The organism is Streptomyces sp. NPDC104831, from assembly GCF_055583025.1.
Map to the genome: position 1 here is coordinate 56,821 of NZ_JBVJOT010000017.1, position 26,211 is coordinate 83,031.

A 26,211-nucleotide genomic window follows, 5' to 3' on the forward strand; every position below is an offset into this window, starting at 1 on the left:
AGTTCGCCCCGAGCCCTGTCGCACGGCCCGCCGAGGGCCGTGCGACAGGGCTCGGGCACGACACGGCCCGCGCCGGGCGGTCCGGCGCGGGCCGATGCCAGGGTGGGGGGCGCGCTGGACGGTGCCCCGCTCAGTGGGCGCCGAGCCCGCCCCCGCCGAAGGAGCCGCTGGAGCCCTTGCTCCAGCGCGGCCGGTCCTTCGACTCGCTCGGCCGGCTGTCCATGTTGGTCAGGTCGTACGGTGTGAGCGGCCGTTCGCCCTTCGCGATCCGCGGTATCTCCGCGGACTCCCGGTTCTGCCGGACCTCGTGCACCGGCCCGCCCGGCGGCATCTTGGGCTGCTCCTCCGGGCGCGGGCGCGGGGACTCGCGGTAGCGGACGCGGGAGGTCATCCAGAAGCCGCCGCCGAGCAGCGCGAGGACCGCCACGGCCACCAGGAACAGTACGAGGCTCATGAGGCCGCTCGCCGCGGCCAGCTGCATCGATGCGGTGTTCATAGAACAGGAATACCCCTCCCATAAGTGGGTGAATCCGGACATCAGGGGTGAATGGTTGGATGGCGGGGTGGCGCGAGGGGTGTATCCGGACGTCTCCCGCGCACGCCGGGGGCGGTGGTTTGCGGCCGCCCGCCCCGGCTACCCGCCCGGTGTGACAACGCCGACTTCTCAGCAGCTCTACCGGTTCCTGGAGGACCGTTTCACCTGTGCCCAGGCGTGCACGGAGTGCGCCCGGGCGTGTGCGGTGCGGGCGAGCCTGGTCGACCCGGACGGCACCGAGCACCAGGAGCGTGTGCGCCGGCTGGGCATCATGTGCGCCGAGGCGTGCGACGCCACGTGCAGGGTGCTGGGCGAGGAGAACCAGCAGGACGAGGAGGGCATCCGGGCCCGGGTGGACTGGTGCCGCTCGGTCTGCCTGGAGTGCGCCCGCGCCTTCGACGAGCATCCCGGCGCCGAGTCGGCCGCGGCCACCTGCCGGGCCTGTGCCGAGGCGTGCGCGCACTTCCTGGAACTGCTGGCCTGAGCACGCGCCCCGCCGGCCGGGCCGGACGGGAACCCGACCGCGCCCCGGCGCCTCCCCTTCCCCGAACGCGTCCCGGCTCCCGGAGACCCCTGCCGGTGCCGTCCGGCACGGCGAACCGCGACGCGGCCGCCACGACGTCCCCCGCGTCGGCACCGCCCGGCCCGGCCCGGGCTCGCCGGGGGCGCGGCGTTAGCCTTCGGGCATGGCGGCGGACCCCGGGCTCTTCACGCCCGACTCGGTGACCTGGCAGGCGCACGGCGATCCCATGATGTGGGTCGCGGGGGTGCGGGCGCTGTACCTCCAGGCGCTGCATCCGCGGGCGGTGCGGGGGGTGACGCAGAACTCCGACTTCCGGCGGGACGCCTGGGGCCGGCTGCGGCGGACCGCGGACTTCGTGGGCACGACGACGTACGGCACCACCGAGGCCGCCGAACGGGCCGGGGCGCGGGTGCGCGGCATCCACGCCCGGCTGACGGCGACCGACCCGCGCACCGGCGAACGCTACGGCCTCGACGAGCCCGCGCTGCTGCTGTGGGTGCACTGCGCGGAGATCGACTCCTATCTGCACGTCCTGCGCCGCTCCGGCTTCCCGCTCACCGACGCCCAGGCCGACCGGTACGTGGCGGAACACCGGACCAGTGCCCGGCTGGTGGGGCTCGACCCGGACACCGTGCCGGCGAGCCGGACGGAGCTGGCCGCGTACTTCGAGACGGTGCGGCCGCGCCTCGCCGCCGGTCCCGAGGCCCGCGAGGTGGACGACTTCCTGCGCCGCCCGCCGATCCACCCGCTGCTCGTACCGGCGCGCGAGGTGCTCTGGCGGTGGGTGGCGAGCCTGGCGTACGCCTCCCTGCCCGCGTACGCCCACGAGCTGTACGGCAGACCCGCGCCCGCACACGTCACCCGGCGGCTGCGCGCCACGGGCGCCGTCCTGCGCGCGATCCCCGCCCGGGTGCGCTGGCAGCTCCCGCCGAAGCACATCCTGCGCGCCACGGCCCGCCTCGGTCCCGGCACGCGTCCGGCACCGCGGAGGATCCGGCCGTGATCCGCCCCCCGCCGCCGGGCCGCCCCGGGCTCTGGCCGTCGTGGATCAGCGCGTGCTACGAAGGACCATGTCCGCGAACGAGCCGACCCGCGCGTACGACGCCGTGATCGTCGGCGGTGGCCACAACGGCCTGGTCGCCGCCGCCTACCTGGCCCGCGCCGGCCGCTCCGTGCTGGTGCTGGAACGGCTGGAGCACACCGGTGGCGCCGCCGTCTCCACCCGCCCCTTCACCGGCGTCGACGCCCGCCTGTCCCGCTACTCCTACCTGGTCGGCCTGCTGCCCGGGAAGATCGTGCGCGACCTCGGGCTGGACTTCCGCGTCCGCCCGCGCACCATCTCCTCGTACACCCCGGCGGAGCGGGCCGGCCGGCCCACGGGACTCCTGGTCGGCGGGGGCGAGCGGCGCACCCGGGAGGCGTTCGCCCGGCTGACCGGCGGCGAGCGCGAGTACACGGCCTGGCGGCGCTTCTACGGCATGACGGGCCACGTCGCCCGGCGCGTGTTCCCCACCCTCACCGAACCGCTGCCCGCCCGGGACGACCTGCGCCGCCGCATCGACGACGAGGCCGCCTGGCGGGCCCTGTTCGAGGAGCCGGTCGGCGTCGCCATCGAGGAGGCGTTCGCCGACGACCTGGTGCGCGGCATCGTCCTGACCGACGCGCTCATCGGCACCTTCGCCGACGCCCACGACCCCACCCTGGTCCAGAACCGCTGCTTCCTCTACCACGTCATCGGCGGCGGCACCGGCGCCTGGGAGGTGCCCGTCGGCGGGATGGGCGCGCTGACCGACGCGCTGGCCGCGGCGGCCCGCTCGGCGGGGGCGCGCATCGCCACCGGACACGAGGCGGTCCGGATCGACACCGACGGACACACCGCCGAGGTCGCCTACCGCACGGTCGACGGCGTCGGCACCGCCGCCGCCCGGCACGTCCTGGTGGGCGCCTCCCCGCACGAACTGGCCGCCCTCACCGGCGACCCGGCGCCCGAGCCCGCCGAGGGCGCCCAGCTCAAGGTGAACATGCTGCTCACCCGGCTGCCCCGGCTGCGCGACCCCGGCACCGACCCCCGCGAGGCGTTCGCCGGCACCTTCCACATCGCCGAGGGCTACCGGCAACTGGCCACCGCCCACGCCGAGGCCGCCGCCGGCCGGCTCCCCGCCGCCCCGCCCTCGGAGATCTACTGCCACTCCCTGACCGACCCCACCATCCTCGGCCCCGGCCTCGCCGAACGCGGCCACCACACGCTCACCCTGTTCGGCCTGCACACCCCCGCCCGGCTCTTCGACCGGGACAACGACGCCACCCGCGAGGAACTGCTCACCGCCACCCTCGCCCAGCTCGACGCCCACCTCGCCGAGCCGCTCGCCGACTGCCTGGCCACCGACGCCGACGGCCGCCCCTGCATCGAGGCGAAGACCCCGCTCGACCTGGAACGGGACCTGCGGCTGCCCGGCGGCCACATCTTCCACGGGGCCCTGTCCTGGCCCTACGCCGAGCCGGGGCAGGGCCGTTGGGGAGTGGAGACCCGGCACGCGAACGTCCTGCTGTGCGGGGCGGGAGCGGTGCGCGGCGGCGGGGTGAGCGGGGTGCCGGGCCACAACGCGGCGATGGCGGTACTGGAAGCGGACCCGTCCCCGCGCCCCGGTCCGGTCAGTCGGCCGACTCCCGCCACCCCACCGCCGTGAGCCGCGCCGCGTCCGCCGGGCGCGCCCCCTCGAACAGCACGGCCCCGCCCGCCTCCACGCGCAGCGCGTCCACGTACGCGCCCCGGCCGACGTACCGCGGGCCGGTGGTGTACCGCCAGCGCAGCACCAGGCGCGGCCCGGCCGGCAGCTCGGCGGCCACCCGGTGCCAGACCCGGCCCGACCAGCCGGACACCGCGCCCGCCGGGTGGTCCTCGGGGCCGGCGCCGGGCCGGACGGTGGTGAAGGGCACCGGCCGCCAGGTGACGCCGCCGTCCGTGGTGGACTCCAGCACCACCTGATCGGCGCCGGGCTCGGTGTCCCACCACAGGGCGCAGCGCAGCCGGGCCGCGCCCGGGGAGGTGTTCAGCTCCGGGAGCGTGAGCGTCGCGGCCGTGGCGTTCGCCATGCCCGCGAACCAGGCCGAACGGCCCCGCGCCGGGCGGACCGGCACCGCGCGGGCGAGCCGGTCGCCGGCCGCCACCCGGGGAGCGGAACCGGAGCGCCAGGTGCGCACCGGGTGCACGGAGTTGCCGAGCACGACGAGGAACGAGTCGGTCGAGGGATCGAGCACCAGCGAGGTGCCGGTGAAGCCGGTGTGGCCGGCCGTGCGCGGGGTGGCCGTCGCCCCCATGTACCAGTGCTGGTACAGCTCGAAGCCGAGGCCGTGCGCGTTGCCGGGGAAGGCCGTGTTGAAGTCGGTGAACATCAGCTCCACCGACTCCGGCCGCAGGATCCGCGTCCGGCCGTGGCGCCCGCCGTCGAGCAGTGTCCGGCCGAGCACCGCGAGGTCCCAGGCACGGGAGAACACCCCGGCGTGACCGGCGACACCGCCCAGGGTGTACGCGTTCTCGTCGTGCACCTCGCCCCACACCAGCCCGCGGTCCAGCCCCGACCAGGGCGTGCGGGCGTCCTCGGTGGCCGCGATCCGCGGCTTCCAGGAGGCGGGCGGGCGGTAGCGGGTGCCGTCCATGCCGAGCGGGCCGGTGATCTCCTCGCGCAGCAGCGCGTCCAGCGGACGGCCGGTGACCGTCTCCAGGACGAGGCCCAGCGTGATCAGGTTCAGGTCCGAGTACAGGTAGGCGGTGCCGGGCGGGCTGACGGGGGCCGCGTCCCAGACGAGCCGCAGCTTCGCCTCGTGCGTCGGCGCCGTGTACAGCGGCAGCCACGCGCGCAGGCCGCTGGTGTGCGTCAAAAGCTGGCGGACCGTCACCTCCGCCTTGCCCGCGCGGCCGAAGTCCGGCAGGTAGGAGGCGACCGTGCCCTCCAGGCCGAGGGCGCCCCGCTCGATCTGCTGCACGGCGAGGAGCGAGGTGAACAGCTTGGAGAGCGAGGCCAGGTCGAACACGGTGTCCCGGGTCATCGGCAGCTGCCGGCCGGGCGGCAGCTCGATGCCCGTGTCGGTCTTCTCGTCGTAGCCCGAGTAGCGCACCGCCATCCCGATCGGCTCGTGCAGGGCCACGGTGGTGCCGCGCCCGGCGAGCAGGACGGCGCCCGCGTACCAGGGCCGGCGGGGGGAGGGGCCGAGGAACGCCTCGGCGTCCGCGACGAGTCGCCGCAGGTGCCCGGGGAGCAGCCCGGCGCGCTCGGCGGAACCGTGCCGCAGGGTGGTGCGGCGGCCGGGGGAGGCGGGCGCGGCGGCGGCCGGCCCGGCCGGGAACGCGCCGAGGGCCAGCGCGCCGCCCGCCGCCAGGGAGCCCGCGACCAGCCGCCGCCGGGTCGGCCCGCCCCGTGCTTCGCCTGCCAGGTCGTCCGTCATCGCCCGCGGCCTCCCGCCTGAAGGAAACTTTCCGGACCCGCCCCGCACCGTGAAACTTTCCTGTCGGGCCGGGGGCGTGTCAACGGGGCGCGGCAGCCTCCGGAAAAACACGGCGGTTCATCACGAGGGCCGGACAGGGGGATCCGTCGCCCCAGAGGCCGAGGCCGTGGCCGGACCGCCCCCGGGCCACGCGTCCGGGCACTTGACCCGCCCCGGCCGGGATGCCGAGGATCCTGAGGCATGACGCAGGCACAGGGCAGCACCGTGGACGGGATGCTGCGGCGCAGCGCCCGGCGCACCCCGGCACGGGTCGCCGTCGAGTACGGCGACCGGGCGTGGACGTACGGCGAACTGGACGACGCCGTCTCCCGCGCGGCCTCGCTGCTGCTCGCCGAGGGCACCGCCCCCGGCGACCGGATCGCCGCCTACGGCCACAACTCCGACGCCTATCTGATCGCCTTCCTCGCCTGCGCCCGGGCCGGCCTGGTCCACGTGCCGGTCAACCACCACCTCACCGGCGGCGACCTCGCCCACATCCTCGGCCAGTCCGGCAGCGCCCTGGTCCTCGCCGACCCCGGCCTCGCCGGGCGGCTGCCGGCCGGGACGCCGGCGCTGCCGCTGCGCGACACCGGGGACTCGCTGCTCGCCCGGCTCCCCGGGGCCCCGCCGTACGACGGCCCCGAACCGGGCTCGGAGGACCTGGTGCAGCTGCTGTACACATCCGGGACGACCGCCCTGCCCAAGGGCGCGATGATGACCCACCGGGCCCTGGTGCACGCCTACCTGAGCGCCGTCACCGCCCTCGACCTCCGGGCCGGCGACCGGCCGGCGCACGCGCTGCCGCTGTACCACTCGGCGCAGACGCATGTGTTCCTGCTGCCGTACCTGGCGGTCGGCGCGACGAACCTCATCCTCGACGCGCCCGCCGGGGACCTCCTGTTCGACCTGGTCGAAACCGGCCGCGTGGACAGCCTGTTCGCCCCGCCGACCGTCTGGATCGCCCTGGCGGGCCGCCCGGACTTCGCGACCCGTGATCTGTCCGGGCTGCGCAAGGCCTACTACGGCGCGTCGGTCATGCCGGTGCCGGTGCTGCGCCGCCTGCGTGAGCGCCTGCCCGGGCTTGCCTTCTACAACTGCTTCGGCCAGAGCGAGATCGGCCCGCTGGCCACGGTCCTCGGCCCGGACGAGCACGACGCGCGGCCGGACTCCTGCGGACGTCCCGTCCTGTTCGTCGAGGCCCGGGTGGTCGACGCCGACGGCACCGACGTCCCCGCCGGGGTCCCCGGCGAGATCGTCTACCGCTCCCCGCAGTTGTGCGAGGGCTACTGGGAACGGCCCGAGGAGACCGCCGAGGCGTTCCGCGGCGGCTGGTTCCACTCCGGGGACCTCGCGGTGCGGGACGCCGAGGGCTACCTGACCATCGTGGACCGGGTGAAGGACGTCATCAACTCCGGTGGCGTACTGGTGGCCTCGCGCCAGGTGGAGGACGCGCTCTACACCCACGAGGCGGTCGCCGAGGCCGCCGTGATCGGCCTGCCCGACGACCGGTGGATCGAGGCCGTCACCGCGGTCGTCGTCCCGCGCGCCGAGGTGACGGAGGATCAGCTGATCACCCACGTGAGGGACAGGATCGCCCCGTTCAAGGCCCCCAAGCGGGTGCTGTTCGTCCCGGAGCTGCCGCGCAACGCCAGCGGAAAGATCCTCAAGCGCGAACTCCGCGACCGCTTCGGGGGCTGACCGCCGCGACGGCCGGCCCAAAGCCCTTACAGGCTCCGCCCCAGCTTCGCGACGAGGGCGGCGATGTGGTGCTCGTCGCGCTGGTAGTGGGTCCACCTGCCCACGCGGGTCGCCCGGACCAGGCCCGCGCGCTGGAGTTCGGCCATGTAGGCGGACACGGTGGACTGGGCCAGGCCCGCCTTCGCCTGTATGTGGCTCACGGACACACCGGCCGGGAACGGGCCGGCGGTGGCCGCGTCCCTCGGGAAGTGCCGCTCGGGATCGCGCAGCCAGCCCAGCATCTGCAGCCGCATCGGGTTGGACAGCGCCCGCAGCGCGGTGACCAGATCGGGGTCCGGGGTGGCTGCGGTGTCCGTCATGATGTCGGAGTATAGGGCGCGTCCGACGCGCCGGGGCGCGCCGCCGCGACCCCGGTCAGCCGCCGGACCGGCGGCGCAGCGCCGCCTTCTTCGCCCGGTTGCCGCAGGTGTCCATCGAGCACCAGCGCCGGGTGCCCGGCCGCGAGGTGTCCAGGAACAGTGCCCCGCACGCGGGCCCCGCGCAGTCGCGCACCCGGTCCACGGCCGGGGAGGCGACCAGGTCCAGCGCGTCCCGGGCGACGAGGGCGAGCGTGGCGCGCACCGGGTCCCCGGCGTGCCAGGCCAGCCCGCCCGAGGCGGTGAGCGCCGGGACGGGCACGGGGTGGGCGGCGGCCTCGTTGACGAGGACGCGCGTGTCCGCGTCCGGCATCCCGCCGGTACGGGCGGCGCCGATCAGCCGGTGGACCGCCTCGCGCAGCTCCTGGGCCTCACGCACCAGGGCGGGCGTCGCGTCGCCGGGCTCGGCGGGGCAGGGGCCGCACTGCCGCACCCAGGCCGCCAGGGCCCCGGCGTCGGGCAACTCCTCCACGGCCCCGGCCGTGCCCCGGAAGCGCAGGGTCCGGGCGAAGTCCAGGCACAGGCGTCCCGAACCCCGGCGGAAGCGGATGGTCGTCGGCACCCCTTCACCCTACACAGGTGAACCGGTTTGACTGGTACCGTGCGGGAACCGTTCAAACCGGTTCCTGGAGAGGTGTCCGCGTGTCCGCGTCCCCCGCACCGTCCGCCCCGCCCCGCCGGGTGATCCTCGCGCTGGCGCTCGCCTGCGGAGTGAGCGTCGCCACCATCTACTTCCCCCAGGCCATCAGCGCGCTGATCGCCACCGACCTGCGCGTCTCGGCGGGCGAGGCGGCCCTCGTCGTGACCGCCGCCCAGTTCGGTTACGCGGCCGGCATCTTCCTGCTGGTCCCGCTCGGCGACCGGCTGCCGCACCGCCGGCTGATCGTCACCCTGCTCGCGCTGACCGCGGCGGGCCTGCTCGCCGCCGGGGCCGCGCCGACCCTGCCCGTCCTCGTCGCCGCGAGCGCCGCCACCGGCATCACCACGGTCGTCCCGCAGATCATCATCCCGATGACCGCCGGGCTCGTGCCCGCCGAACGGCGCGGCGCCGTCACCGGCACCCTGCTCAGCGGACTCATCGGCGGCATACTGCTGGCCCGGACCTTCGGCGGCACCCTCGGCGAGTGGCTGGGCTGGCGCGCGCCCTACCTCGTCGCCGCCGCCCTGATCGTCGTCCTCGCGCTGCTGCTCGCCCGGGTGGTGCCGGACGCCACACCCACGTCCCGGCAGCCGTATCCCGCGCTGATATCCGCCCCGCTGCGCCTGCTGCGCGAGGAGGGCGACCTGCGGCGCTCCTGCCTGTACCAGGCCACCGTCTTCGCCGGCTTCAGCGCCGCCTGGACCGCGCTCACCCTCCTGGTGACCGGACCGGTCTACGGCATGGGTGCCCAGACCGTGGGCGTGCTCGGACTCGTGGGTGCCGCGAGCATGTTCTGCACGCCCGTCGCCGGGCGCGCGGCGGACCGCCGGGGACCGGACGCGGTGAGCCTGTGGTGCCTGCTCGGGGCGATCGGCTCGGCGGGGGTGCTGGTCCTCGGCGGCACGGGCGGCACCGCCGGGCTGGTGGCGCTGGCCGGCGGCATGCTGCTCCTCGACGTGGCCGTGCAGGGCGGCCAGGTCGCCAACCAGGCCCGCAACTTCGCCCTCCGCCCGGACGCCCGGGCCCGGATCAACACCGCCTACATGACGTGCGCGTTCCTCGGCGGCAGCGCCGGGTCCTGGCTCGGGGTGCGGGCGTACGACGGGCTGGGCTGGCCCGCGGTGACGGCACTGGTGGCCCTGCTGGCCGCGCTCGCGCTCACCCGGCACCTGACCAGGGACCGAGCGGCGGCCGTCCGGGCCCGGGGCGCGGCGGTGCCGGGCAAGGTGCGGTGAGGCGGGATCCGGGAGACCTCCCGCCGTCCCCGCCCTACTCGTCGCCCCGGGGACGCAGGTCCACGATCCGGCGGATCTTGCCCACCGACCGTTCCAGCGACTCCGGTTCCACGATCTCCACGTCCACCGACACCCCGATGCCGTCCCTGACCGCCGCGACGATGGCCCGGGCCGCCGCCTCCCGCACCCGCGCCGACGCGTCCGGGCGGGCCTCGGCCCGGACCGTCAGGGCGTCGAGGCGGCCCCGGCGGGTCAGGCGCAGCTGGAAGTGCGGCGCCACCCCGGGCGTGCGCAGCACGATCTCCTCGATCTGGGTCGGGAAGAGGTTCACCCCGCGCAGGATCACCATGTCGTCGCTGCGCCCGGTGATCCGCTCCAGCCGCCGGAACACCCGGGCCGTGCCCGGCAGCAGCCGGGTCAGGTCCCGCGTGCGGTACCGGACGATCGGCATGGCCTCCTTGGTCAGCGAGGTGAACACCAGTTCGCCCCGCTCGCCCTCCGGCAGCACCTCGCCCGTGACCGGGTCCACGATCTCCGGGTAGAAGTGGTCCTCCCACACGTGGAGGCCGTCCTTGGTCTCCGCGCACTCCTGCGCGACGCCCGGACCGATCACCTCGGACAGCCCGTAGATGTCGACGGCGTCGATCGCGCACCGCTCCTCGATCTCCCGCCGCATCCGCTCGGTCCAGGGCTCGGCCCCGAAGACGCCCACCCGCAGCGATGTGCTCCGCGGGTCCACGCCCTGCCGTTCGAACTCGTCCAGCAGGGTGAGCATGTAGGACGGGGTCACCATGATGACGGACGGTTCCAGGTCCAGGATCAGCCGTACCTGCCGGGCCGTCATGCCGCCGGACGCGGGGACGACCGTACAGCCGAGGCGCTCGGCGCCGTAGTGGGCGCCCAGACCGCCGGTGAACAGTCCGTAGCCGTACGCCACGTGCACGACGTCGCCGGGCCGGCCGCCGGCCGCCCGGATCGAACGGGCCACCAGGCCGGCCCACAGGGAAAGGTCGCCGTCCGTGTAGCCGACCACCGTGGGCACGCCCGTGGTGCCGCTGGAGGCGTGCAGCCGGCGGATCCTGTCCCGGGGGACGGCGAACATGCCGTACGGATGGTTCGCCCGCAGGTCGGCCTTGGTCGTGAAGGGGAAACGGGCCAGGTCGGCGAGCGTGCGGCAGTCCTCCGGGCGGACACCGGCCCGGTCGAAGGACTCCCGGTAGAACGGCACGTGCTCGTACGCGTGCCGCAGCGAGGCACGCAGCCGCTCCAACTGGAGTGCCCGCAGCTCCTCGGTCCCGAGCCGCTCGCCCGCGTCCAGCAGATCCGCCACATCCGTCATGGGGACGTCTCCCTAGCCAGCCACACATTCCGGACGACCGATCATTCGGTCGTTACTGCTGCGGCCAGTAATTCAGGCCACCCGGGCTCCGGGCAAGAGGCCCGCGAGGATTTCCCGGCCCCGAACGGACGACGGACACGGGGCGGCCCCGGCCCGGCGCCCTCGGGCAACGCCGTCCCCACCTGCCGGCCCCGCCGCGCCCGGCCCGCCCGCCTCGACGCCCTGGGCGTGCCGCGGGCGCGCGCCGCCGGCTCCGCCGCAGTCGTCTCCGCCCGCGTCCACCGCGCGGTCCGCGCCCTCGCCCTCGAAAACCAGACCGAGGCCGACACGGTCCGGGACCTGCCCTCACCCCTGCCCTTCCCGGCCGCCGCCGCTCGCGGGAGCGGCCCGCCCGCCCCGGCCCCCCCGCCCGGCCGCACGGCGGCGCCTCGCGCGGCCGGCCACAGGCCCGGCGGCGCTTCGGCACGCTCCGCTCCGGAGGCCGTTCCGCCGGTGCCCGGCCGCCCACGGCGGCGGCTCGCGGTCGTTCGCCATGGGACGCGGTCGTTCGCCATGGGACTCGCGGACGCCGGACCCCCCGCCTCCTGACGGCCCGGCGGGGCACGTCCGGCCGGACCGCCGCCGAGATCGCCCCCGTGTGCCCTGTCCGCCGTGGCGGCCGGTCGCTAGGCTGACCCGCGGACGACGAACCGGGAGGAGCACGGACGTGGCCGAGAGCACCACCCAGCACAAGCCGCTCGCGGGCTGGGACAAGCCGGAGCTGGACCTCAGCAAGGCCGAGTGGCAGTCCAGCAGCCGAGGGCTGGGCGATGTCCAGATCGCCTTCGTCGAGGGCTTCATCGCGATGCGCAACAGCGACCGGCCGGAGAGCCCGTCCCTGATCTTCACCCCCGCCGAATGGGGCGCCTTCGTCTCCGGCGCGCGCGAAGGCGAGTTCGATCTCACCTGAACCGGGGGTGTTCCGCCCGGATTCGCGGACACGCGACCAGCAGCGCCCCACCGGGGGCCGGACCTGAGCCAGGCTGGCCCCCGCACGGGGAAGGTCGTGTTCCGGAGGTGAGAAGGATGAACGCTGCGCCGGTCATCGCCGCGGTCGACGGTTCCGAGGACAGCCTGCGTGCCCTGGACTGGGCCCTGGACGCCGCCCGCCGCCGCGCGGCACCGCTGCGCGTGGTCCACGTCCGCCAGTACGCCGCCTGGGGCCAGGCCGGCGTCCTGGTCGCCGGACCGCCCGACACCGAGGACGACCCGGTGCTCGACGAGGTGCGCGCCCGCCTCGGGGACCACGCCGGGCAGCCGGCCGTGGAATACGTCGCACTGGAGGGCGTACCCGGTGCCGTCCTGCCCGAACTGGGCGACGACGCCCGGCTGCTGGTGCTCGGCTCCCGGGGACGCGGCGGCTTCGCCAGCCTGCTGCTCGGCTCCAACGGGCTCGCCGCCGCCCGGGACGCCCGGTGCCCCGTGGTCGTCGTGCCCCCACCCGGCCGCGAGGTGCACGGGCAGGGACCCGCCGAACCCGGGCCCCGGGTGGTCGTCGGACTGCACGCCGACAGCCCCGACGACGGCACCCTCGCCTTCGCCTTCGCCGAGGCCGCCCTGCGCGGCGCCCGACTCCAGGTGATCGCCGCCTACCCGTGGCCCGTGCAGACCTGGTCCGCGCCCGGCCAGCCGGTGCCGCCCCTGGTCGACGAGGAGGCCGTGGCGCACGAGACCCTCGCCCTCGCCGACGGCTTCCTCGCCCCGCACCGCGAACGGCACCCCGAAGTCCGGGCCGACGCCGAGGCGCTGCCCGGCGACGCGGCCGGCCATCTGGTCGCCGCCTCCAAGGACGCCGAACTGGTCGTCGTCGGCCGGCACCGCCGGCGGCTGCTCGCCCCGGCCCGCATGATGGGCTCGGTCACCCAGGCCGTACTCCTGCACGCGGCGAGCCCCGTCGCGGTCGTACCACCGGCCCCGCACCCGGAAGAAGACCGGGAAACGGCGCCTTAACAGACCACATCGCGCTCCGCAATCCCCCCGGTGCCGACTGCCGCTCCGCCGGCTGTGGGGCGCGACGCCATGGTGCCCGGACACACCCGAACCTAGGGTTCCGCCACCCCGCCGTTCCCGGCGCGGCCCGCGCCCGGGACCGGCCGGGGCCCGTGTGTCCACCGAAGGAGCCGCCATGCCCCTGCCCCCGCAGCCCGGGGCACCCGGAGCGGGCCCCCGCGCCCGCCTGCTGCCCCGCCTGCTCGCCGTCCTCGCCGTCGTCCTCGGCACCGTGCTCGCCGCCCCCGCGCCCCGGGCCGGCGCCGCCGTCACCCTCACCAGGGTGGGCGACTTCGGATCCAACCCCGGCGCCCTCACCATGTACGTGTACCGGCCCGCCACCCTGCCGGCCCACCCGCCCGTGGTGGTGGCCCTGCACGGCTGCACCCAGAACGCCCAGGTCTACGCCGACAACTCCGGACTGCCCCACCTGGCCGACCAGGACGGCTTCCTGCTGGTGCTCGCCGAGACCGGCACCGCCAACAACGTGAACAAGTGCTTCAACTGGTTCCAGTCCGGCGACAACCGGCGCGGCCAGGGCGAGGCGCTGTCCGTCCGGCAGATGGTGAGCCACGCCGTCACCGCCTACGGCGCCGACCCGGGCCGCGTCCACGTCACCGGCCTGTCCGCCGGCGGCGCCATGACCGCCGTCATGCTCGCCACCTACCCCGACGTCTTCGCCGCGGGCGCGATCGTCGCCGGCCTGCCCTACGACTGCACCAGGGACAACAGCCCCTACACCTGCATGAACCCCGGCGTCGACCGGAGCCCCGCCGACTGGGCCCAGCGGGTGCGCGACGCCCACCCCTCGTACACCGGGCCCTGGCCGCGCACGGCCATCTGGTACGGCGACCGGGACACCACCGTCGTACCGCGCAACGCCACCGAACTGCGCGACCAGTGGACGGCCCTGCACGGACTGTCCCAGACGCCCACCCGGACCACGGCCATCGGACCGGACGCCACCCGGCAGGACCAGTACCTGGCCGCCGACGGCACCGTGGCCGTCGAGGTCGACCGGGTCCCCGGCATCGGCCACGGCACCCCGGTCGACCCCGGCACCGGCGGCGAGCAGTGCGGCGGCACCGGCGCCCCCTACTTCCTCGACTCCATCTGCTCCAGCCGCTGGATCGCCCGCTTCTTCGGCCTGGACACCACCGGACCGGGCGACCCCGACCCCGGCGACCCCGACCCGGGCGACCCCGGCACCGCCGCCTGCTGGACAGCGAGCAACTACGCCCACGTCCTGGCGGGACGGGCCACCACCACCGGCGGCTACACCCACGCCGTCGGCTCCGGCCAGAACATGGGCCTGTACAACACCTTCGTCACCCACACGCTGAAGGAATCACCCGCGGGCTACTTCACCCTCGCCGACACCGGCTGCCCCTGACCACACGTCACCCTCCACCACCACCGCCATGGTGGCCGGCACCGGCGAACGGGCCGTCATCATGGCGGCCCCGCACATGTCCGCAGCCCCCACACCACCCCTAGCCTCCAGCGCGTCCCCAACCCGCCGGAGGAGCCGTATGTTTCCGCACCGCACACAACACCGCGCCCGGCGCGTGCCGCTCGGCGCCCTGTCGCTCGCCGCCGTCTGCGCGCTCCTGGCCGGCCCGGCCACCCCGGCCGGCGCGGCGCCCGCCCGCCCCGGCGGCCCGGACACCCACTGCGCCGGGCACGCCCCGGTGCGCGTCCCCGGCGCCGCCCGCCAGCGGACCGACTGCCTGGACGAGCTGACCACCGCCGGGACCGTCGCCTCCGGCCACACCGACCCCGCCGACTACGCCGGCCTCACCCCCAAGGACCTGCCCACGCCCACCGGCGTCCCCGGCCTCCAGATCGACGGCTACTTCCCGGACACCTCCACCACCAACACCAACCACGGCTGGCACCACGACTCCCAGTTCGTGATCCGGCTGCCCGACCACTGGAACGGCGGCCTGGTGGTCGCGGGCACCCCCGGCAACCGCGAGCAGTACGCGAACGACCGGGCCATCGCCGACTGGGTCCTCGCCCGCGGCTACGCCTACGCCGCCACCGACAAGGGCAACACCGGCACGGCCTTCTTCCGCGACGGCCGCCGGCCCGGCGACGCCATCGCCGAATGGAACACCCGCCTCACCCAGCTCACCCGCGCCGCCCGCGCCGTCGTCACCCAGCGCTACCACCGGCCCCCCGCCCGCACCCTCGCCACCGGCCTGTCCAACGGCGGCTACCTGGTGCGCTGGCAGCTGGAGAACCACCCCGAGCTGTACGACGGCGGCGTCGACTGGGAAGGCACCCTCTGGCGCGCCGACGGCCCCCATCCGCTCACCTTCCTGCCGGCCGCCCTGCGCCACTACCCCGACGTCGCCGCCGGCGGTCCCCGGGCCGCCGAGGCCACGGCCGCCCTGCACCGGGCCGGGTTCCCGGCCGGCTCCGAGTTCCTGTGGCCGTACCACCACCAGGTCTACTGGGACCTCACCCAGCGCCTCTACCGGGAGGAACTCGATCCCGGCTACGACGGCACCACCGAGGCGGGCACCCCGTACTGCGCCTCCGGCACCCCCGCCTGCGACGCCGACTACGCCTACGCCGGCCGGCCCGCCGCCGTCCACCGCGCGGTCGGCCGCATCGCCCTCACCGGCCGCATCGGCAAGCCCCTGATCACCCTCCAGGGCACCCTCGACGTCCTGCTGCCGATCAGCCGGGACTCCGACGTCTACGCCCGCATGGTCCACGAGGCCGGCCGCGGCGCCCTGCTGCGCTACTACCGCATCGAGGACGGCACCCACACCGACTCCCTCGTCGACGCCTTCCCCGGCCGGCTCCGCCCGATGGTGCCCTGCCACCGCGCCGCCTTCACCGCCCTGGAGCGCTGGCTCGCCGGAACGGGCCGCCCGCCCGCCGACCGCACGGTAGCCCGCCCGGCCGGCGCGGACCCCGCCGCCCTGCTCGGCAACTGCCCCCTGCGCTAGCCGGTCACCCGGCCGCCCACGGGTCACCCACCGGAGCATGGGCACGTACCATGGCCGCATGTCGTTCCTCCGCCGCCGCAGCGCGACCCCTGCCGGACCCGACTTCGACGTGCTGGCCATGGACCCGGGCGACTGGCCCGGCAATCTCGGCGCGGGCCTGCTGCCCGCCCCCGACGGCACCTGCCAGGGCGTCTTCCTGCGCTACGACCTGTTCGGCGGACGCGGCCCCGCCATGATCATCGGCAATCTCCCGGAGGGCTCCCCGGCCCGCGACGTCGCCGAGGACGAGATCCCCTTCGAGGTCGGCCAGCTGCTGCTGGCGCTGGAGAACGACGAGGACGTCACCGTGGTCGGCACCGAGGACACCCCGGTCCTCCAGGGCGACAACCTCCTCATCGTGCGGCGGCTGAAGCTCTCGGAGAGCCGGATCTCCTGCGTGCAGTTCGACCGCAGCGACGGCGTCCTCGTGACCATCGCCGCCTGGGACCGGCCCATCACCGACGACCTGTACGCCCTGCTGAAGCCGCTCCCGGCGGAACTGTTCCAGCAGGGCTGACACCCACCGGCCGGCCTAGCGGGCCCCGTCCTCCACCGTCACGTCCGCGGCCCGGACGAAGGCGACCCGGTGGCCGTACTGGATCTCGTAGTACCGGTCCTCGCCCGTCACCACCCGGTGCCCGTCCGGGGTGAAGGTGACCGCGTAGTAGTACTCGCCCGGCACCTCGTCACCGATCACGTACCGCTGCCCGGCCGGGACCGTGTACGGCAGCGGCACCACCGACTGGGCGGGGACACCCGCCGGATAGGCCGCCTTCTCCGGGTAGGCACGGCCGTACACCGGAACGCTCGCCAGACCCTCGCGCGGGGTCACCACCAGGCCCCTCGCGGGCACCGCCGTGCGCTCGCCCGCCGGGTTGCGGAACCAGGCCCTCTGCCCGAGGTACCAGATGGCCGTCCAGTCGCCCCAGCGGCCGGCCAGCGCGTACTGCTGGCCGGTGGAGACCCGCGAGGACAGGTCGTTCACCCCGTCGGTCGGCTCCGTCCTCAGACCGATGTCCCTGACCAGCGGCGCGTTCTCGTCGTGGTCCGTGTACAGCCGCACCTCGCCGGAGCCGTGCGCGGGGCAGGGCTCGCCCTTGGCGGCGCAGCCGGTGTACACGGGCCGGTTCGCGTCGTAGTCCGGCAGCACCGTCAGCACGCCCGAGCGCGGCCCGGCCGTGGGCCGCAGCGGCCGGCCCAGCAGCCGGAAGTAGTGCCGCCAGTCCCAGTACGGGCCGGGGTCCGTGTGCATCCCCGGAACGGTGGAGGCGGTCGGCCCGGGCACGTTGTCGTGGCCCAGGACGTGCTGCCGGTCCAGCGGGATGCCGTACGTCCTGGCCAGGTACCGCACCAGCCGCGCCGAGGAGCGGTACATCTCCTCCGTGTACCAGGCGTCCGGAGCGGCGAGGAACCCCTCGTGCTCGATGCCGATGGACCGGGCGTTGACATCCCAGTTGCCGGCGTGCCACGCCACGTCCTTCGCCTTCACATGCTGGGCGATCAACCCGTCGGTGGAGCGAATCGTGTAGTTCCACGACACATAGGTGGGGTCCTGGATCAGGTTCATGACCCCTTCCCAGGAACCCTCCGTGTCATGGATGACGATGTACTTGATCCGCTGGGACGCCGGGCGGTCGCCGAGGTCGTGGTTGCCGTAGTCGTCGTTCCCGAACTGCTCGTAGGGCGCCGGGACCGAGGTGCACGCGACCGACCGGGGGCACTCGGTCCCGTCCGCGGGCAGGGTGCGCAGGCCCGCCGCCCGCAGCCGCCCGGTGTCCGGGCGCACCCGGGGCCGGGCGGCCAGGGTGACCAGCTGGCCGTCGTCCGTGACCCGTTCCTCGCCGCCGCGCAGCACGTCGTACACGTCGTCGGCGTACGCGGCGGCGGTGGCCGTGTCGTCGGCACCGGAGAACCGGGCCACCGCGCCGTACCAGTCGGCCGGGTCGGCGCTCGCCGGTGCGCCCAGCTCCTTCTGCGCGGCGGCGAGCAGTGCGGCGCCGCCGGCCACGTTCGCCGCCGGGTCCTGGCGCAGCCGCGCGGCCGGGATACCGGTCAGCTCCGCGGCCCGCGGCAGCGTCCGCAGCCGCGCCGGGACCGCCGAGGACGCCGGCGCCCCGGCCGTGGGGTGCGGCGCGGGACGGGCGGTGTCGCCGCGGGCGTCCTCCGTGCCGTGGGCGAAGTGCTCCGCGGCGGCGAGCGCGGTGCGGGTGTCGGTGAGGTGCATCGGGCCGTAGCCGCCGGTCACGCTGGGCGCGCCGCCGTGCCGGTCCCAGCGGGACTGGAGGTAGGAGACGGCCAGCAGCACGCTCTGCGGTACGCCGTAGTCGGCCGCCGCGGTGGCGAAGGCCTGTTGCAGGCGGTGCGCGGAGGCGTCCGGGGCGGGATGGGCGGGGGCCGCGCCGAGCAGGGACAGCAGCAGGGCGGCGGAGGCGAGCGGGACGACGGCCCGCAGCGGGCGTCCGGGGCCGGCCGGGGCCGGGGGAGCGGTGGCGGGTCCTCGCAAGGCGGCCTCCAGTGAGGGGCGGGACGTGCGGCGCCGGGCTGGGTCAGTGGTACCGGCTGGCCGACGTTCCGTCAATGAGGCCGACAGCTAGGTGACTTCCCACGTAGTGGTGGGTTCGCGACGGGTTTCGCGAGAGCGCGGTTTGGGCCTGCGGGGCGTCACTGGCGTACACCACTGGCCACCGCCCCGGCCGGCACGAAAGGTCCGCGGTGCGCCACCGCTCGGGGCGCACCGCGGACCTTTCGTGCCGTCAGCGGGTGCCGACCGCCGCGCGCACCGCCTTGCGGGCCAGCTGACAGTCGTCGTGCAACCGCCGCAGCAGCAGCCGCTGTTCCTCGCCCGACGACATGGCACCCGGCTGTGTCACACCGGGGGCGGGCGGGGCCGCCTCCCGCATCGAACGCTGCACGGCCGTCTCCACGGTGCGGATCTCCCGGGTCAGCAGCAGCATCAGGTTCACCAGGAAGGCGTCCCGGGAGGCCGGGCCCGCCGACTGGGCGAGCTGGCTGATGTGCCGCCGGGCCACCGGAGCGGCGTCCCCGAGGGCCAGCCACAGCGTCGCCAGGTCGTAGCCCGGCAGGTACCAGCCCGCGTGCTCCCAGTCCACCAGCGCCGGACCGGCCGGGGACAGCAGGATGTTGGACAGCTGGGCGTCGCCGTGGCAGAACTGGAGCATGCCGTGCCGGCCCACCTCGTGGGCGATGCCGTGCAGCAGCTTCTGCAGGTCGCCGAGGTCCCGGTCGGTGAGCAGACCCAGCTCGTGGTACCGGGAGATCCGGGCGGCGTAGTCCAGCGGCATGTCGAAGGTGCCCGCCGGGGGCCGCCAGGCGTTCACCCGGCAGATCGTGCCGAGCGCGGCCCGGACGTCCGCGCGCGGCGGCGCCTCCACCGGATGCCGCTGCGACGCCACCGGGCGGCCCGGCAGCCGTTCGATCACCAGCGTGCAGTTGTCCGGATCCGCCGCGATCAGCCTCGGCACCCGCACCGGCGGCCGGTGCCGGACGAACGAGCGGTAAGCGGCTATTTCCTGACGGCTCCGCTCCACCCAGGCGGGCGAGTGGTCCAGGAGGCACTTGGCGACCGCCGTCCCGCGTCCCGTCGTCCCCACCAGGAGGACCGACCGCCCGCCCTGCCGCAGCACCTGCACCGGGGCGAACTCCGGGCAGATCCGGTGCACCGAGGCGAGCGCGGTCCGCAGCCGTGCGCCCTGCGGGCCGGACAGGTCCAGCCGCCCGCTGAGCGGCTGGGTCCCCGGCCGGCCCGGGACCCGCCGGGGCCGGACCACCCCCGGCACGGGGACGCCCGGACGCGCCACCGGGTCCAGGTACGGCCCGCCGCCCGCGGGACGGGAGCGCAGCGGCCGGACCGGGGCGGACACGGAGGACGATGCTGCGTACATGGGAGAGACAGATCCCTTCGTGTGCCTGCTGTGCCTGCCTGTACGTCCGCACGCCGAACGCGTGCTCGCGGGGGCGTGCCCCGTGAGCGTGGTTCGGGAGCGTGCGCCCACCCGGCCCGGTCCTTGGGGCACACCCTGGGGAATGTGCCCGGCCTGTGCGACCGGACGGCCGTCACCGGGAGGTGGCGGACCGGGCCGGGGTGGCGCTTTCCTACCTGACACCCGATGGCCGGTGGCACACCATCTGGCGGACCCTGGCGAACCGTGGCGAATAGTCGCCCGGCAACCAGCACCCGGCTAGTGTCAACTCAGCCGAGAACCTGGGGGCTTGACGTGAGCGGACGACCCAACACCCGCCTTGCGGACCTGTTCGGCCTGGCCGGCTGGACGAAGGGCGAACTCGCGAGGCAGGTCAACCGGCAGGCGGCGGCCATGGGCCACCTCCAGCTGGCGACCGACACCTCCCGGGTGCGGCGGTGGATCGACATGGGAGAGATCCCGCGCGATCCCGTGCCGCGGGTGCTGGCGGCCCTGTTCACCGAGCGTCTCGGCCGTGTCGTGACCATCGAGGACCTCGGTCTGGTACGGCAGGGGCGTGCGGGGAGACGGCAGGGCGACGGGATCGAGGAACATCCCGACGGCCTGTCCTGGCCGCCCGAGCGGACCGCCGCGGTCCTCACCGAATTCACGGGAATGGACCTCATGCTCAACCGACGCGGCTTGGTGGGCGCGGGTGCCGCGCTCGCCACGGGATCCACACTCAGCGGTGCCATGCACGACTGGCTGCACACCGATCCGGCCCTGAGGGCCGATGCCCCTGTTCTCGACGACCCTTTGCACGCCGACCCGGCCGGGTTCGACCGGTACGAGGCCGCTCCCGTCGGATCCCAGGAGATCGAGGCGCTGGAGCGCTCGGTCGAGGTGTTCCGGGCCTGGGACGCGGCCCGCGGCGGCGGACTCCAGCGCAAGGCGGTGGTGGGCCAGCTCAACGAGGTGGGCGGCATGCTCGCCTACCACCATCCGCCCCACCTCCAGCGGCGCCTGTGGGGCGTCGCCGCCAACCTCGCCGTCCTGGCGGGCTGGATGTCGCACGACGTCGGCCTGGAGCCCACGGCGCAGAAGTACTTCATGATCGCCGCGCACGCCGCCCGGGAGGGCGGTGACCGGCCGCGTGCCGGGGAGGCGCTGTCCCGGGCGGCCCGGCAGATGGTGCACCTCGGCCGCCCGGACGAGGCCCTGGACCTGATGAAGCTCGCCCAGACCGGCGCGGGGGACCGCCTCCAGCCGCGTACGAAGGCGATGTTCCACACCATCGAGGCCTGGGCGCAGGCGTCGATGGGCAAGGGGCAGGCGATGCGCCGCACCCTCGGGCAGGCGGAGGACCTGTTCGTCGTCGACCGGCAGGACGCGGCGGCGCCGGACTGGATGCAGACCTTCAAGGACGCCGACCTGTACGGCATGCAGGCGCTGGCCTACCGCACCCTGGCGGAGTTCGACCCGGGCGCGGCCGAACACGCCCAGCACTACGCGCAGAAGGCCCTCGCCCTGCGGGTGGACGGGCGGGAGCGCTCGAAGATCTTCGATCACCTGTCCATGGCGTCCGCCTGCTTCATCGCCGACGACCCCGAACAGGCCGACCGTTACGCGCGGCTGGCCCTGATGGCGATGGGCTCGAACTCCTCGCGTCGCACCTGGGACCGGCTGCGGCAGATGTACCGCCTGACCGCGCAGTACGCCGGTTCTCCGGAGATCCGGCAGTTGCGGGAGGAGATCAGCGCCTCCCTGCCCAAGCAGCGGGCCCGGACGGAAGGCGCCGGCGCACAGGCGTAGGGTCCGCGCGCCGTTCACTCCGGCGAGCCGGCTGACGGCCCGCGATGACGAGACGTCAGGTGGTAACGAGACGTCGGGTAATGACGAAGCGTCAGGTGGTGGCCGTCGTCATGCGGTGACCTTCGCGGCGAGCACGCACGCGTCGTCCTCGCGTCCGGGTCCGCCGAACTCCTCGACGACCGTGCGCACACAGTCCCGCGCGGAGTGCGCGGGGCCGAACCGGGGGGCGAGGCCGAGCAGCCGGTCCACGGCCGCCGTGCCGTCGTGCTCCGGAAGCAGGGCGCCGGTGTGCAGCAGGAGGAGGTCGCCCGGTCGCAGGGTGACGGCGGCCTCTTCGTAGACGGTGCCCGAGGAGGCGCCGAGGGGGGTGCCGTCCGGTGCGTCCAGCAGGCGCCCCCTCCCGTCGCGGTACAGCAGCGGGGCGGGGTGTCCGGCCCGCGCCCAGACCAGGGTGCGGGTCGTGGGCCGGTAGCGGCAGCAGACGGCGCTGCCGAGGGCGGGCCGCGCGGCGGTGTCGAGCAACCGGTTCAGCAGGGTGAGCAGCCGGCCGGGCCGGGTCCCGGCCATCGCCATGCCGCGTACGGCGCCGAGCAGCATCGCCATGCCGGAGGCGACGGCCTGCCCGGTGAGACCGCCCACGGTGAGCAGGCTCTGGCCGTCGGCGAGGTCCAGCGCGTCGTACCAGTCGGCGCCGATCAGGGTGGCGGTGGCGGCCGGGAGGCGGTGGGCGGCCAGGTCCAGGGTCGCCGGCCCCTGGTGCGGCAGCCGCAGGGAGCCGTGCCAGGGCGGCAGCACGGCTTCCTGTAACTCCGCCGCGATCCGGTGTTCGGTCCGCTCCCGCCGGCGGTGCCGGTGCAGCGAGTCACGGGTCTCGCTCACCGTCCGCTGGCTGCGGCGCAGTTCGCTGACGTCGCGGAGCACGGCCCACATGGAGGTCGTGCCGCCGTCGGCGCCGAGCACGGGTTCGCCCATCATGTGGACGGTCCGCACGACGCCGTCGGGGCGTACGACGCGGAACTCGCCGTCGATGGGCCGCGCGTCGACCAGGCAGGCCGTCATCATCTCGGTGAGTTTCGGCCGGTCCTCCTCCGGCACCAGGCCGGGCAGTTCGTCCAGGGTGAGGGCGGGGCGGGCCGGGTCGAGACCGAGGATCCGGTACAGCTCCGCGGACCAGGTGGCCTCGTCCGTCAGCAGGTTCCACTCGGCGCTGCCGACGCGGCTGAGCAGCGAGCCGCCCGGTGCGGCCGGTGCCGGCGGGGTCCGCTCGGCCGGCGGTCCGTCCCGCAGCTGGGCCAAGTGGGCGTCCACGTCGTTCAGTTGGTGCAGGGCCAGGTCGTACAGCGCGCGCTGCCAGCGTTCCTCGGGGCCCGCGCCGTCGCCCCGGGTGTCGCGTCGTACGGCGTCCACGTCTCCCTTGAGCCGCCGCGTCTGCGTGATCAGCGCCTCGACCGAGCCGCGGCCGGGCGGCTGGGCGGCTGGGCGGTCCGCGGAGACTGGGGACGGCATGAGCACTCCGGAATGGGGGGACGGTACGGCGGGCGGCGGCGGGGGACCGTTACGACTCTTGCACAGCCCGCGACGGCCTGTAAGGGATTTGGCAACACACGATACGGTGGTGCCTCAGGCATATGCCAGGGTCCTTGAAGAGGCATCGAAAGGGACGGACGGCGTACTCGCCGTGGCGGTCAAGTCGTATGTCGCGTACGCGAGTTGGATGAGACGTGGAAGAGACGGTCGGTCCGGTCCCGGTGTTCGCGCGGATGTTCGCCGACATCGCGTTCCCCGAAGCGGCCGAGCGGCCGGTACCTGCCCAATTCTGACCGGAATTGGCGCCATGTGAGGGGCCCGCGCGGACTCCTTATGAGCATGGACACCACCGTCGCACAGCTCGCCCACGCCCGCCTCGTCGCCGCAGGGGACCAGGAGGTCCCGGTGCCCGCCACGCTCCGCTACACCGCGGACGACCCGCTCGCGGTGTACCTGGACTTCCCCGCCGAGGCCGCCCTGCACGGCGAGGAGGTCACCTGGACCTTCGCCCGCTCGCTGCTCGACGAGGGGCTGGGGGCCCCGGCCGGCCACGGGGACGTCCGGATATGCCCCTACGACCGCACCCGGACCGCCATGGAACTGCACTCGCCGCACGGCATGGCCCTGCTGCTCTTCCGGGCGGCGGTGCTGCGGGGCTTCCTCGGGCGCACGTACGAGGTGGTGGCGAGCGGCGAGGAGGACGTGTCGGGGGTGGTGGAGCGGGGGCTGAGCGCGCTGTTCGGGGGCGTGTGAGCCGGTCCGGCGGCGCCCCGGTGCCCCGCTCGCGCGGCCGTGGGCGTCAGCGACCGGGCCGGGCGTACAGGTCCGGGCGGGGAGCCGCTTCGACGGGCACCCGGGCGCCGGTCTCCAGGGACCGCACGCCCGCCTCGGCGACCACGGACGCGGCGTAGCCGTCCCAGGCGCCCGGGCCGGTGACCTCGCCGCGGCGGGTGGCGTCGACCCAGGCCTGCACCTCGCGGTCGTAGGCGTCGGCGAACCGGACGAGATAGTCCCGCGCCACCTCCTCGCGGGCGCCGTCCGGGGTGGTGACCACCATGGTGTGCGCCTCGCCGATCCGCGCGCTGCCCGCCTCGCACACGGCCTCGCAGCGGACCTGGTAGCCGAAGCCGCAGTTGACGAAGACCTCGACGTCCACCAGGGCCCCCGACTCCGTTTCGAACAGCACGAACTGCGGGTCGAGCAGGCCCTCGGGCGCGCGCGAGGAGGGCGTGGGCCGCAGCACGGTGACCGCCGTCAGCTCCTGCCCGAGCAGCCACCGGGCCGCGTCGATCTCGTGCGACACCGAGCTGTCGACCAGCATGGCGCTGGTGAAGTGGCCGGGGGAGGAGACGTTGCGGTGCGTGCAGTGCAGCATCAGGGGACGGCCCAGGCCGCCGTCGTCCAGCAGTGCCTTCAGCCGGCGGTACTCGGCGTCGTAGCGGCGCATGAAGCCGATCTGCGCCAGCCGGCGGCCGAGCGCCGCCTCGGCCTCCACCACCCGTAGGGCACCGGCGGGGTCCGGCACCATGGGCTTCTCGCACAGCACCGGCAGCCGGCGGGCGAAGGCGGCGAGCAGGGCCTCCTCGTGCGCGGGGCCCGGGGACGCGATCAGGACCGCCGCCACCCCGGGCGCGTCGAGCGCGGCCAGCGGGTCGGTGTGCACGGTGACCCGGTCCAGCCCCGCCACCGCGGCCTCGGCCCGGGCGAGGTCGGGATCGGCCACCGCCGCCACCCTGGCGCCGCTGATCACCCGGTCGAGGCGCCGAATGTGGTCCGCTCCCATGTGTCCGGCCCCCAGTACCGCCACACCCAGCAGCTCACCCATGCGCGCGCTCCCTTACGCCGACGATCACGCCGTAGCGTACGCGGCGCGCGGGGCGCCCGGGCCGGGAGCGGCCCGGTGCGGCGGCGCTCCGGCTTCGCGCCCCCGCAGGCCGGGGCCTTTCAGTACCGCAGCACTCCGGCGATGCCGTTCGCGTCGGCCAGCGTGCCGTCCGGGAGGAAGCGCACCTCGGCGCCGGTCTCCAGGCACTGCTCGACGATCTCGTCCACGATGTCGTCACGGGCGTCCAGGTCCCCCGACTCGGCCGGTTCGAGGTGGTCACCGGTCTCGCGGACGGTCGTGCGGTAGTTCTCCTCGACGGCCAGCAGCCGGACGCGGCCGTCCCGCGCGCTCTGCCACAGCTCGTCCACCCCGGCGGCGTAGGCCCTGCGCCCGCGTGCCGCGGTGAGCTCGCGCGCGACGGACGCGGCGGTGCGGCGGGACTCCTCCTCCAGGACCGGCCGGACGGCCTGCCACACCGCCTCCGGACCGGCGTGGGCCAGCCCGCCGTGCGGCACCGGCACGGCGCACCGGGCGACGCTGCCGGCCTCCTCCATCAGGGACAGCGCCGCCTGCTCGCCGGTGAGGTACAGCGGCCGGGGCCGGGCGCGCAGGACCCTGCTCATGGCGGTGTCCGCGTCGCGCAGGAACCGGCGCGTGTCCTCGTCGCGGAAGGTGCTCGGCTGGTCGCCGATCCGCATCAGCCGCTCGGCGTCGAAGTTCTCCCGGGCGCGGATCAGCGGGAAGCCGCCCGCGCGGTCCTCGACGACCCGGCCGGCACCGCCGCTCCACAGGGTGACGCGGTCGGCGGAGAGCGACAGCACCCAGAAGGGCCGCTCGGCGGCGTGGGCCGAGACCAGGTTGCGGGTGAGGAAGGTGTCCGACAGCACCACCCGCTCGGGCACGGGCCGGGCGAGGGACCACACCTGGTGCTCACCCGGCGCGGCGAAGATCACCAGGCCGTCCTCGGGGTGCGTCAGGTCCACCTCCGCGAGGGCGCGGTCGAGTTGTGCCTCGACGTCGGCACGCCGTTCGCGGGTGACGGCGGGGTCGGACTCCAGGCGCCGGCGCGCCTCGGTCAGCGCGTTGCGCAGCCGGACCTGGTCCTGGCCGTCGCCGCGCTGCCGGCGGTGCGTCGGGGTCAGCACGGAGACCGCCGGATAGGGGCGCGGGCGGCGCAGTTCGGCGAGGGTCGCGGGACTCAGTGCGTGCTCCATGACAGCACGATAGGG

22 protein-coding genes are annotated in these 26,211 nt (G+C 75.2%); 12 read left to right on the forward strand and 10 right to left on the reverse strand.

The window, feature by feature from the left end; translation table 11 throughout:
* Positions 1 to 130 precede the first annotated feature (130 nt).
* The gene (locus tag ACZ63H_RS14420; protein ID WP_469864763.1) at positions 131 to 496 is read right to left on the reverse strand and encodes a DUF6479 family protein; all 366 of its coding nucleotides are present in this window, start codon (positions 494 to 496) and stop codon (positions 131 to 133) included.
* A gap of 151 nt (positions 497 to 647) precedes the next feature.
* On the opposite strand from ACZ63H_RS14420, the gene ACZ63H_RS14425 reads away from it, so the two are divergent.
* The 3 genes from ACZ63H_RS14425 to ACZ63H_RS14435 all read left to right on the forward strand — a co-directional run bounded on the left by ACZ63H_RS14425 (position 648) and on the right by ACZ63H_RS14435 (position 3,745).
* Positions 648 to 1,019, forward strand: coding sequence for a four-helix bundle copper-binding protein (locus ACZ63H_RS14425; RefSeq protein WP_467935528.1), 372 nt, complete (start codon positions 648 to 650; stop codon positions 1,017 to 1,019).
* Positions 1,020 to 1,221: 202 nt separating this feature from the next.
* A complete protein-coding gene (locus ACZ63H_RS14430) occupies positions 1,222 to 2,061 on the forward strand; it encodes an oxygenase MpaB family protein (protein ID WP_469864765.1) in 840 nt (279 codons plus the stop codon).
* A gap of 67 nt (positions 2,062 to 2,128) precedes the next feature.
* Entirely contained in the window at positions 2,129 to 3,745 is a 1,617-nt protein-coding gene (locus ACZ63H_RS14435) for a phytoene desaturase family protein (protein ID WP_469864767.1), read from the forward strand.
* Here ACZ63H_RS14435 and ACZ63H_RS14440 read toward each other — a convergent pair.
* A complete protein-coding gene (locus ACZ63H_RS14440; protein WP_469864769.1) occupies positions 3,711 to 5,501 on the reverse strand; it encodes a serine hydrolase domain-containing protein in 1,791 nt (596 codons plus the stop codon). The genes ACZ63H_RS14435 and ACZ63H_RS14440 overlap by 35 nt on opposite strands.
* A 240-nt stretch (positions 5,502 to 5,741) precedes the next feature.
* Here ACZ63H_RS14440 and ACZ63H_RS14445 point away from each other — a divergent pair, with 240 nt between their 5' ends.
* Positions 5,742 to 7,238 carry an acyl-CoA synthetase gene (locus ACZ63H_RS14445; protein ID WP_469864771.1) on the forward strand — a complete coding sequence of 499 codons (1,497 nt, stop codon included), beginning with the start codon at positions 5,742 to 5,744 and terminating at the stop codon, positions 7,236 to 7,238.
* 26 nt (positions 7,239 to 7,264) lie between these two features.
* Here ACZ63H_RS14445 and ACZ63H_RS14450 read toward each other — a convergent pair whose 3' ends face one another.
* Positions 7,265 to 7,597 carry an ArsR/SmtB family transcription factor gene (locus ACZ63H_RS14450; RefSeq protein WP_469864773.1) on the reverse strand — a complete coding sequence of 111 codons (333 nt, stop codon included), beginning with the start codon at positions 7,595 to 7,597 and terminating at the stop codon, positions 7,265 to 7,267.
* Between the two features lie 55 nt (positions 7,598 to 7,652).
* Positions 7,653 to 8,216, reverse strand: a complete 564-nt coding sequence (locus tag ACZ63H_RS14455; RefSeq protein ID WP_469864775.1) for a CGNR zinc finger domain-containing protein — start codon at positions 8,214 to 8,216, stop codon at positions 7,653 to 7,655.
* Positions 8,217 to 8,296: 80 nt separating this feature from the next.
* Between ACZ63H_RS14455 and ACZ63H_RS14460 the strand changes: the two genes are divergently transcribed.
* Positions 8,297 to 9,529 (forward strand): MFS transporter, encoded by a 1,233-nt coding sequence (locus ACZ63H_RS14460; RefSeq protein WP_469864777.1) that lies wholly within the window; start codon positions 8,297 to 8,299, stop codon positions 9,527 to 9,529.
* A gap of 34 nt (positions 9,530 to 9,563) precedes the next feature.
* On the opposite strand, the gene paaK is transcribed toward ACZ63H_RS14460, so the two are convergent.
* Positions 9,564 to 10,868, reverse strand: a complete 1,305-nt coding sequence (paaK, locus tag ACZ63H_RS14465) for a phenylacetate--CoA ligase PaaK (protein ID WP_469864779.1) — start codon at positions 10,866 to 10,868, stop codon at positions 9,564 to 9,566.
* A 706-nt stretch (positions 10,869 to 11,574) separates the two neighbouring features.
* Between paaK and ACZ63H_RS14470 the strand changes: the two genes are divergently transcribed.
* From ACZ63H_RS14470 to ACZ63H_RS14490, 5 genes are all read left to right on the forward strand, one after another.
* Positions 11,575 to 11,817: a DUF397 domain-containing protein gene (locus tag ACZ63H_RS14470; protein WP_030783943.1), complete on the forward strand. Its 243-nt coding sequence runs from the start codon at positions 11,575 to 11,577 to the stop codon at positions 11,815 to 11,817.
* A gap of 116 nt (positions 11,818 to 11,933) precedes the next feature.
* Positions 11,934 to 12,857 (forward strand): universal stress protein, encoded by a 924-nt coding sequence (locus tag ACZ63H_RS14475; RefSeq protein ID WP_469864781.1) that lies wholly within the window; start codon positions 11,934 to 11,936, stop codon positions 12,855 to 12,857.
* A 175-nt stretch (positions 12,858 to 13,032) separates the two neighbouring features.
* Positions 13,033 to 14,289, forward strand: coding sequence for an extracellular catalytic domain type 1 short-chain-length polyhydroxyalkanoate depolymerase (locus tag ACZ63H_RS14480; protein WP_469864783.1), 1,257 nt, complete (start codon positions 13,033 to 13,035; stop codon positions 14,287 to 14,289).
* Positions 14,290 to 14,428: 139 nt separating this feature from the next.
* The gene (locus tag ACZ63H_RS14485; protein WP_469864785.1) at positions 14,429 to 15,859 is read left to right on the forward strand and encodes a 3-hydroxybutyrate oligomer hydrolase family protein; all 1,431 of its coding nucleotides are present in this window, start codon (positions 14,429 to 14,431) and stop codon (positions 15,857 to 15,859) included.
* A gap of 58 nt (positions 15,860 to 15,917) precedes the next feature.
* Positions 15,918 to 16,415, forward strand: coding sequence for a hypothetical protein (locus ACZ63H_RS14490; protein WP_467941571.1), 498 nt, complete (start codon positions 15,918 to 15,920; stop codon positions 16,413 to 16,415).
* A 15-nt stretch (positions 16,416 to 16,430) separates the two neighbouring features.
* Here the strand turns inward: ACZ63H_RS14490 and ACZ63H_RS14495 are convergent, their stop codons facing one another.
* Together ACZ63H_RS14495 and ACZ63H_RS14500 are read right to left on the reverse strand one after the other, a co-directional pair.
* On the reverse strand, positions 16,431 to 18,401 hold the full coding sequence (locus ACZ63H_RS14495; protein WP_469864787.1) for an N-acetylmuramoyl-L-alanine amidase: 1,971 nt from the start codon (positions 18,399 to 18,401) through the stop codon (positions 16,431 to 16,433).
* A gap of 250 nt (positions 18,402 to 18,651) precedes the next feature.
* Positions 18,652 to 19,800, reverse strand: a complete 1,149-nt coding sequence (locus tag ACZ63H_RS14500; protein WP_469864789.1) for an aminoglycoside phosphotransferase family protein — start codon at positions 19,798 to 19,800, stop codon at positions 18,652 to 18,654.
* A gap of 333 nt (positions 19,801 to 20,133) precedes the next feature.
* Between ACZ63H_RS14500 and ACZ63H_RS14505 the strand changes: the two genes are divergently transcribed.
* A complete protein-coding gene (locus ACZ63H_RS14505; RefSeq protein ID WP_469864791.1) occupies positions 20,134 to 21,630 on the forward strand; it encodes a DNA-binding protein NsdB in 1,497 nt (498 codons plus the stop codon).
* Positions 21,631 to 21,738: 108 nt separating this feature from the next.
* On the opposite strand, the gene ACZ63H_RS14510 is transcribed toward ACZ63H_RS14505, so the two are convergent.
* Positions 21,739 to 23,136, reverse strand: a complete 1,398-nt coding sequence (locus ACZ63H_RS14510; RefSeq protein WP_469864793.1) for a PP2C family protein-serine/threonine phosphatase — start codon at positions 23,134 to 23,136, stop codon at positions 21,739 to 21,741.
* A 360-nt stretch (positions 23,137 to 23,496) separates the two neighbouring features.
* Here ACZ63H_RS14510 and ACZ63H_RS14515 point away from each other — a divergent pair, with 360 nt between their 5' ends.
* Entirely contained in the window at positions 23,497 to 23,910 is a 414-nt protein-coding gene (locus tag ACZ63H_RS14515) for an SsgA family sporulation/cell division regulator (protein ID WP_469864795.1), read from the forward strand.
* Between the two features lie 46 nt (positions 23,911 to 23,956).
* Here the strand turns inward: ACZ63H_RS14515 and ACZ63H_RS14520 are convergent, their stop codons facing one another.
* Both ACZ63H_RS14520 and ACZ63H_RS14525 read right to left on the reverse strand, forming a co-directional pair.
* Positions 23,957 to 24,982, reverse strand: a complete 1,026-nt coding sequence (locus ACZ63H_RS14520; protein WP_469864797.1) for a Gfo/Idh/MocA family protein — start codon at positions 24,980 to 24,982, stop codon at positions 23,957 to 23,959.
* 119 nt (positions 24,983 to 25,101) lie between these two features.
* Complete coding sequence (locus ACZ63H_RS14525; RefSeq protein WP_469864799.1) at positions 25,102 to 26,196, reverse strand: baeRF3 domain-containing protein; 1,095 nt, start codon at positions 26,194 to 26,196, stop codon at positions 25,102 to 25,104.
* Positions 26,197 to 26,211: the final 15 nt, after the last annotated feature.

Bases quoted from the DNA above. Each gene is read 5' to 3' on its own strand.
- ACZ63H_RS14500 (WP_469864789.1), bottom strand. From the start codon at position 19,800: ATGTACGCAGCATCGTCCTCCGTGTCCGCCCCGGTCCGGCCGCTGCGC.
- ACZ63H_RS14420 (WP_469864763.1), bottom strand. From the start codon at position 496: ATGAACACCGCATCGATGCAGCTGGCCGCGGCGAGCGGCCTCATGAGC.
- ACZ63H_RS14435 (WP_469864767.1), top strand. From the start codon at position 2,129: ATGTCCGCGAACGAGCCGACCCGCGCGTACGACGCCGTGATCGTCGGC.
- paaK (WP_469864779.1), bottom strand. From the start codon at position 10,868: ATGACGGATGTGGCGGATCTGCTGGACGCGGGCGAGCGGCTCGGGACC.
- ACZ63H_RS14430 (WP_469864765.1), top strand. From the start codon at position 1,222: ATGGCGGCGGACCCCGGGCTCTTCACGCCCGACTCGGTGACCTGGCAG.
- ACZ63H_RS14450 (WP_469864773.1), bottom strand. From the start codon at position 7,597: ATGACGGACACCGCAGCCACCCCGGACCCCGATCTGGTCACCGCGCTG.
- ACZ63H_RS14485 (WP_469864785.1), top strand. From the start codon at position 14,429: ATGTTTCCGCACCGCACACAACACCGCGCCCGGCGCGTGCCGCTCGGC.
- ACZ63H_RS14515 (WP_469864795.1), top strand. From the start codon at position 23,497: ATGGACACCACCGTCGCACAGCTCGCCCACGCCCGCCTCGTCGCCGCA.
- ACZ63H_RS14445 (WP_469864771.1), top strand. From the start codon at position 5,742: ATGACGCAGGCACAGGGCAGCACCGTGGACGGGATGCTGCGGCGCAGC.
- ACZ63H_RS14490 (WP_467941571.1), top strand. From the start codon at position 15,918: ATGTCGTTCCTCCGCCGCCGCAGCGCGACCCCTGCCGGACCCGACTTC.
- ACZ63H_RS14440 (WP_469864769.1), bottom strand. From the start codon at position 5,501: ATGACGGACGACCTGGCAGGCGAAGCACGGGGCGGGCCGACCCGGCGG.
- ACZ63H_RS14475 (WP_469864781.1), top strand. From the start codon at position 11,934: ATGAACGCTGCGCCGGTCATCGCCGCGGTCGACGGTTCCGAGGACAGC.
- ACZ63H_RS14525 (WP_469864799.1), bottom strand. From the start codon at position 26,196: ATGGAGCACGCACTGAGTCCCGCGACCCTCGCCGAACTGCGCCGCCCG.
- ACZ63H_RS14520 (WP_469864797.1), bottom strand. From the start codon at position 24,982: ATGGGTGAGCTGCTGGGTGTGGCGGTACTGGGGGCCGGACACATGGGA.
- ACZ63H_RS14480 (WP_469864783.1), top strand. From the start codon at position 13,033: ATGCCCCTGCCCCCGCAGCCCGGGGCACCCGGAGCGGGCCCCCGCGCC.
- ACZ63H_RS14510 (WP_469864793.1), bottom strand. From the start codon at position 23,136: ATGCCGTCCCCAGTCTCCGCGGACCGCCCAGCCGCCCAGCCGCCCGGC.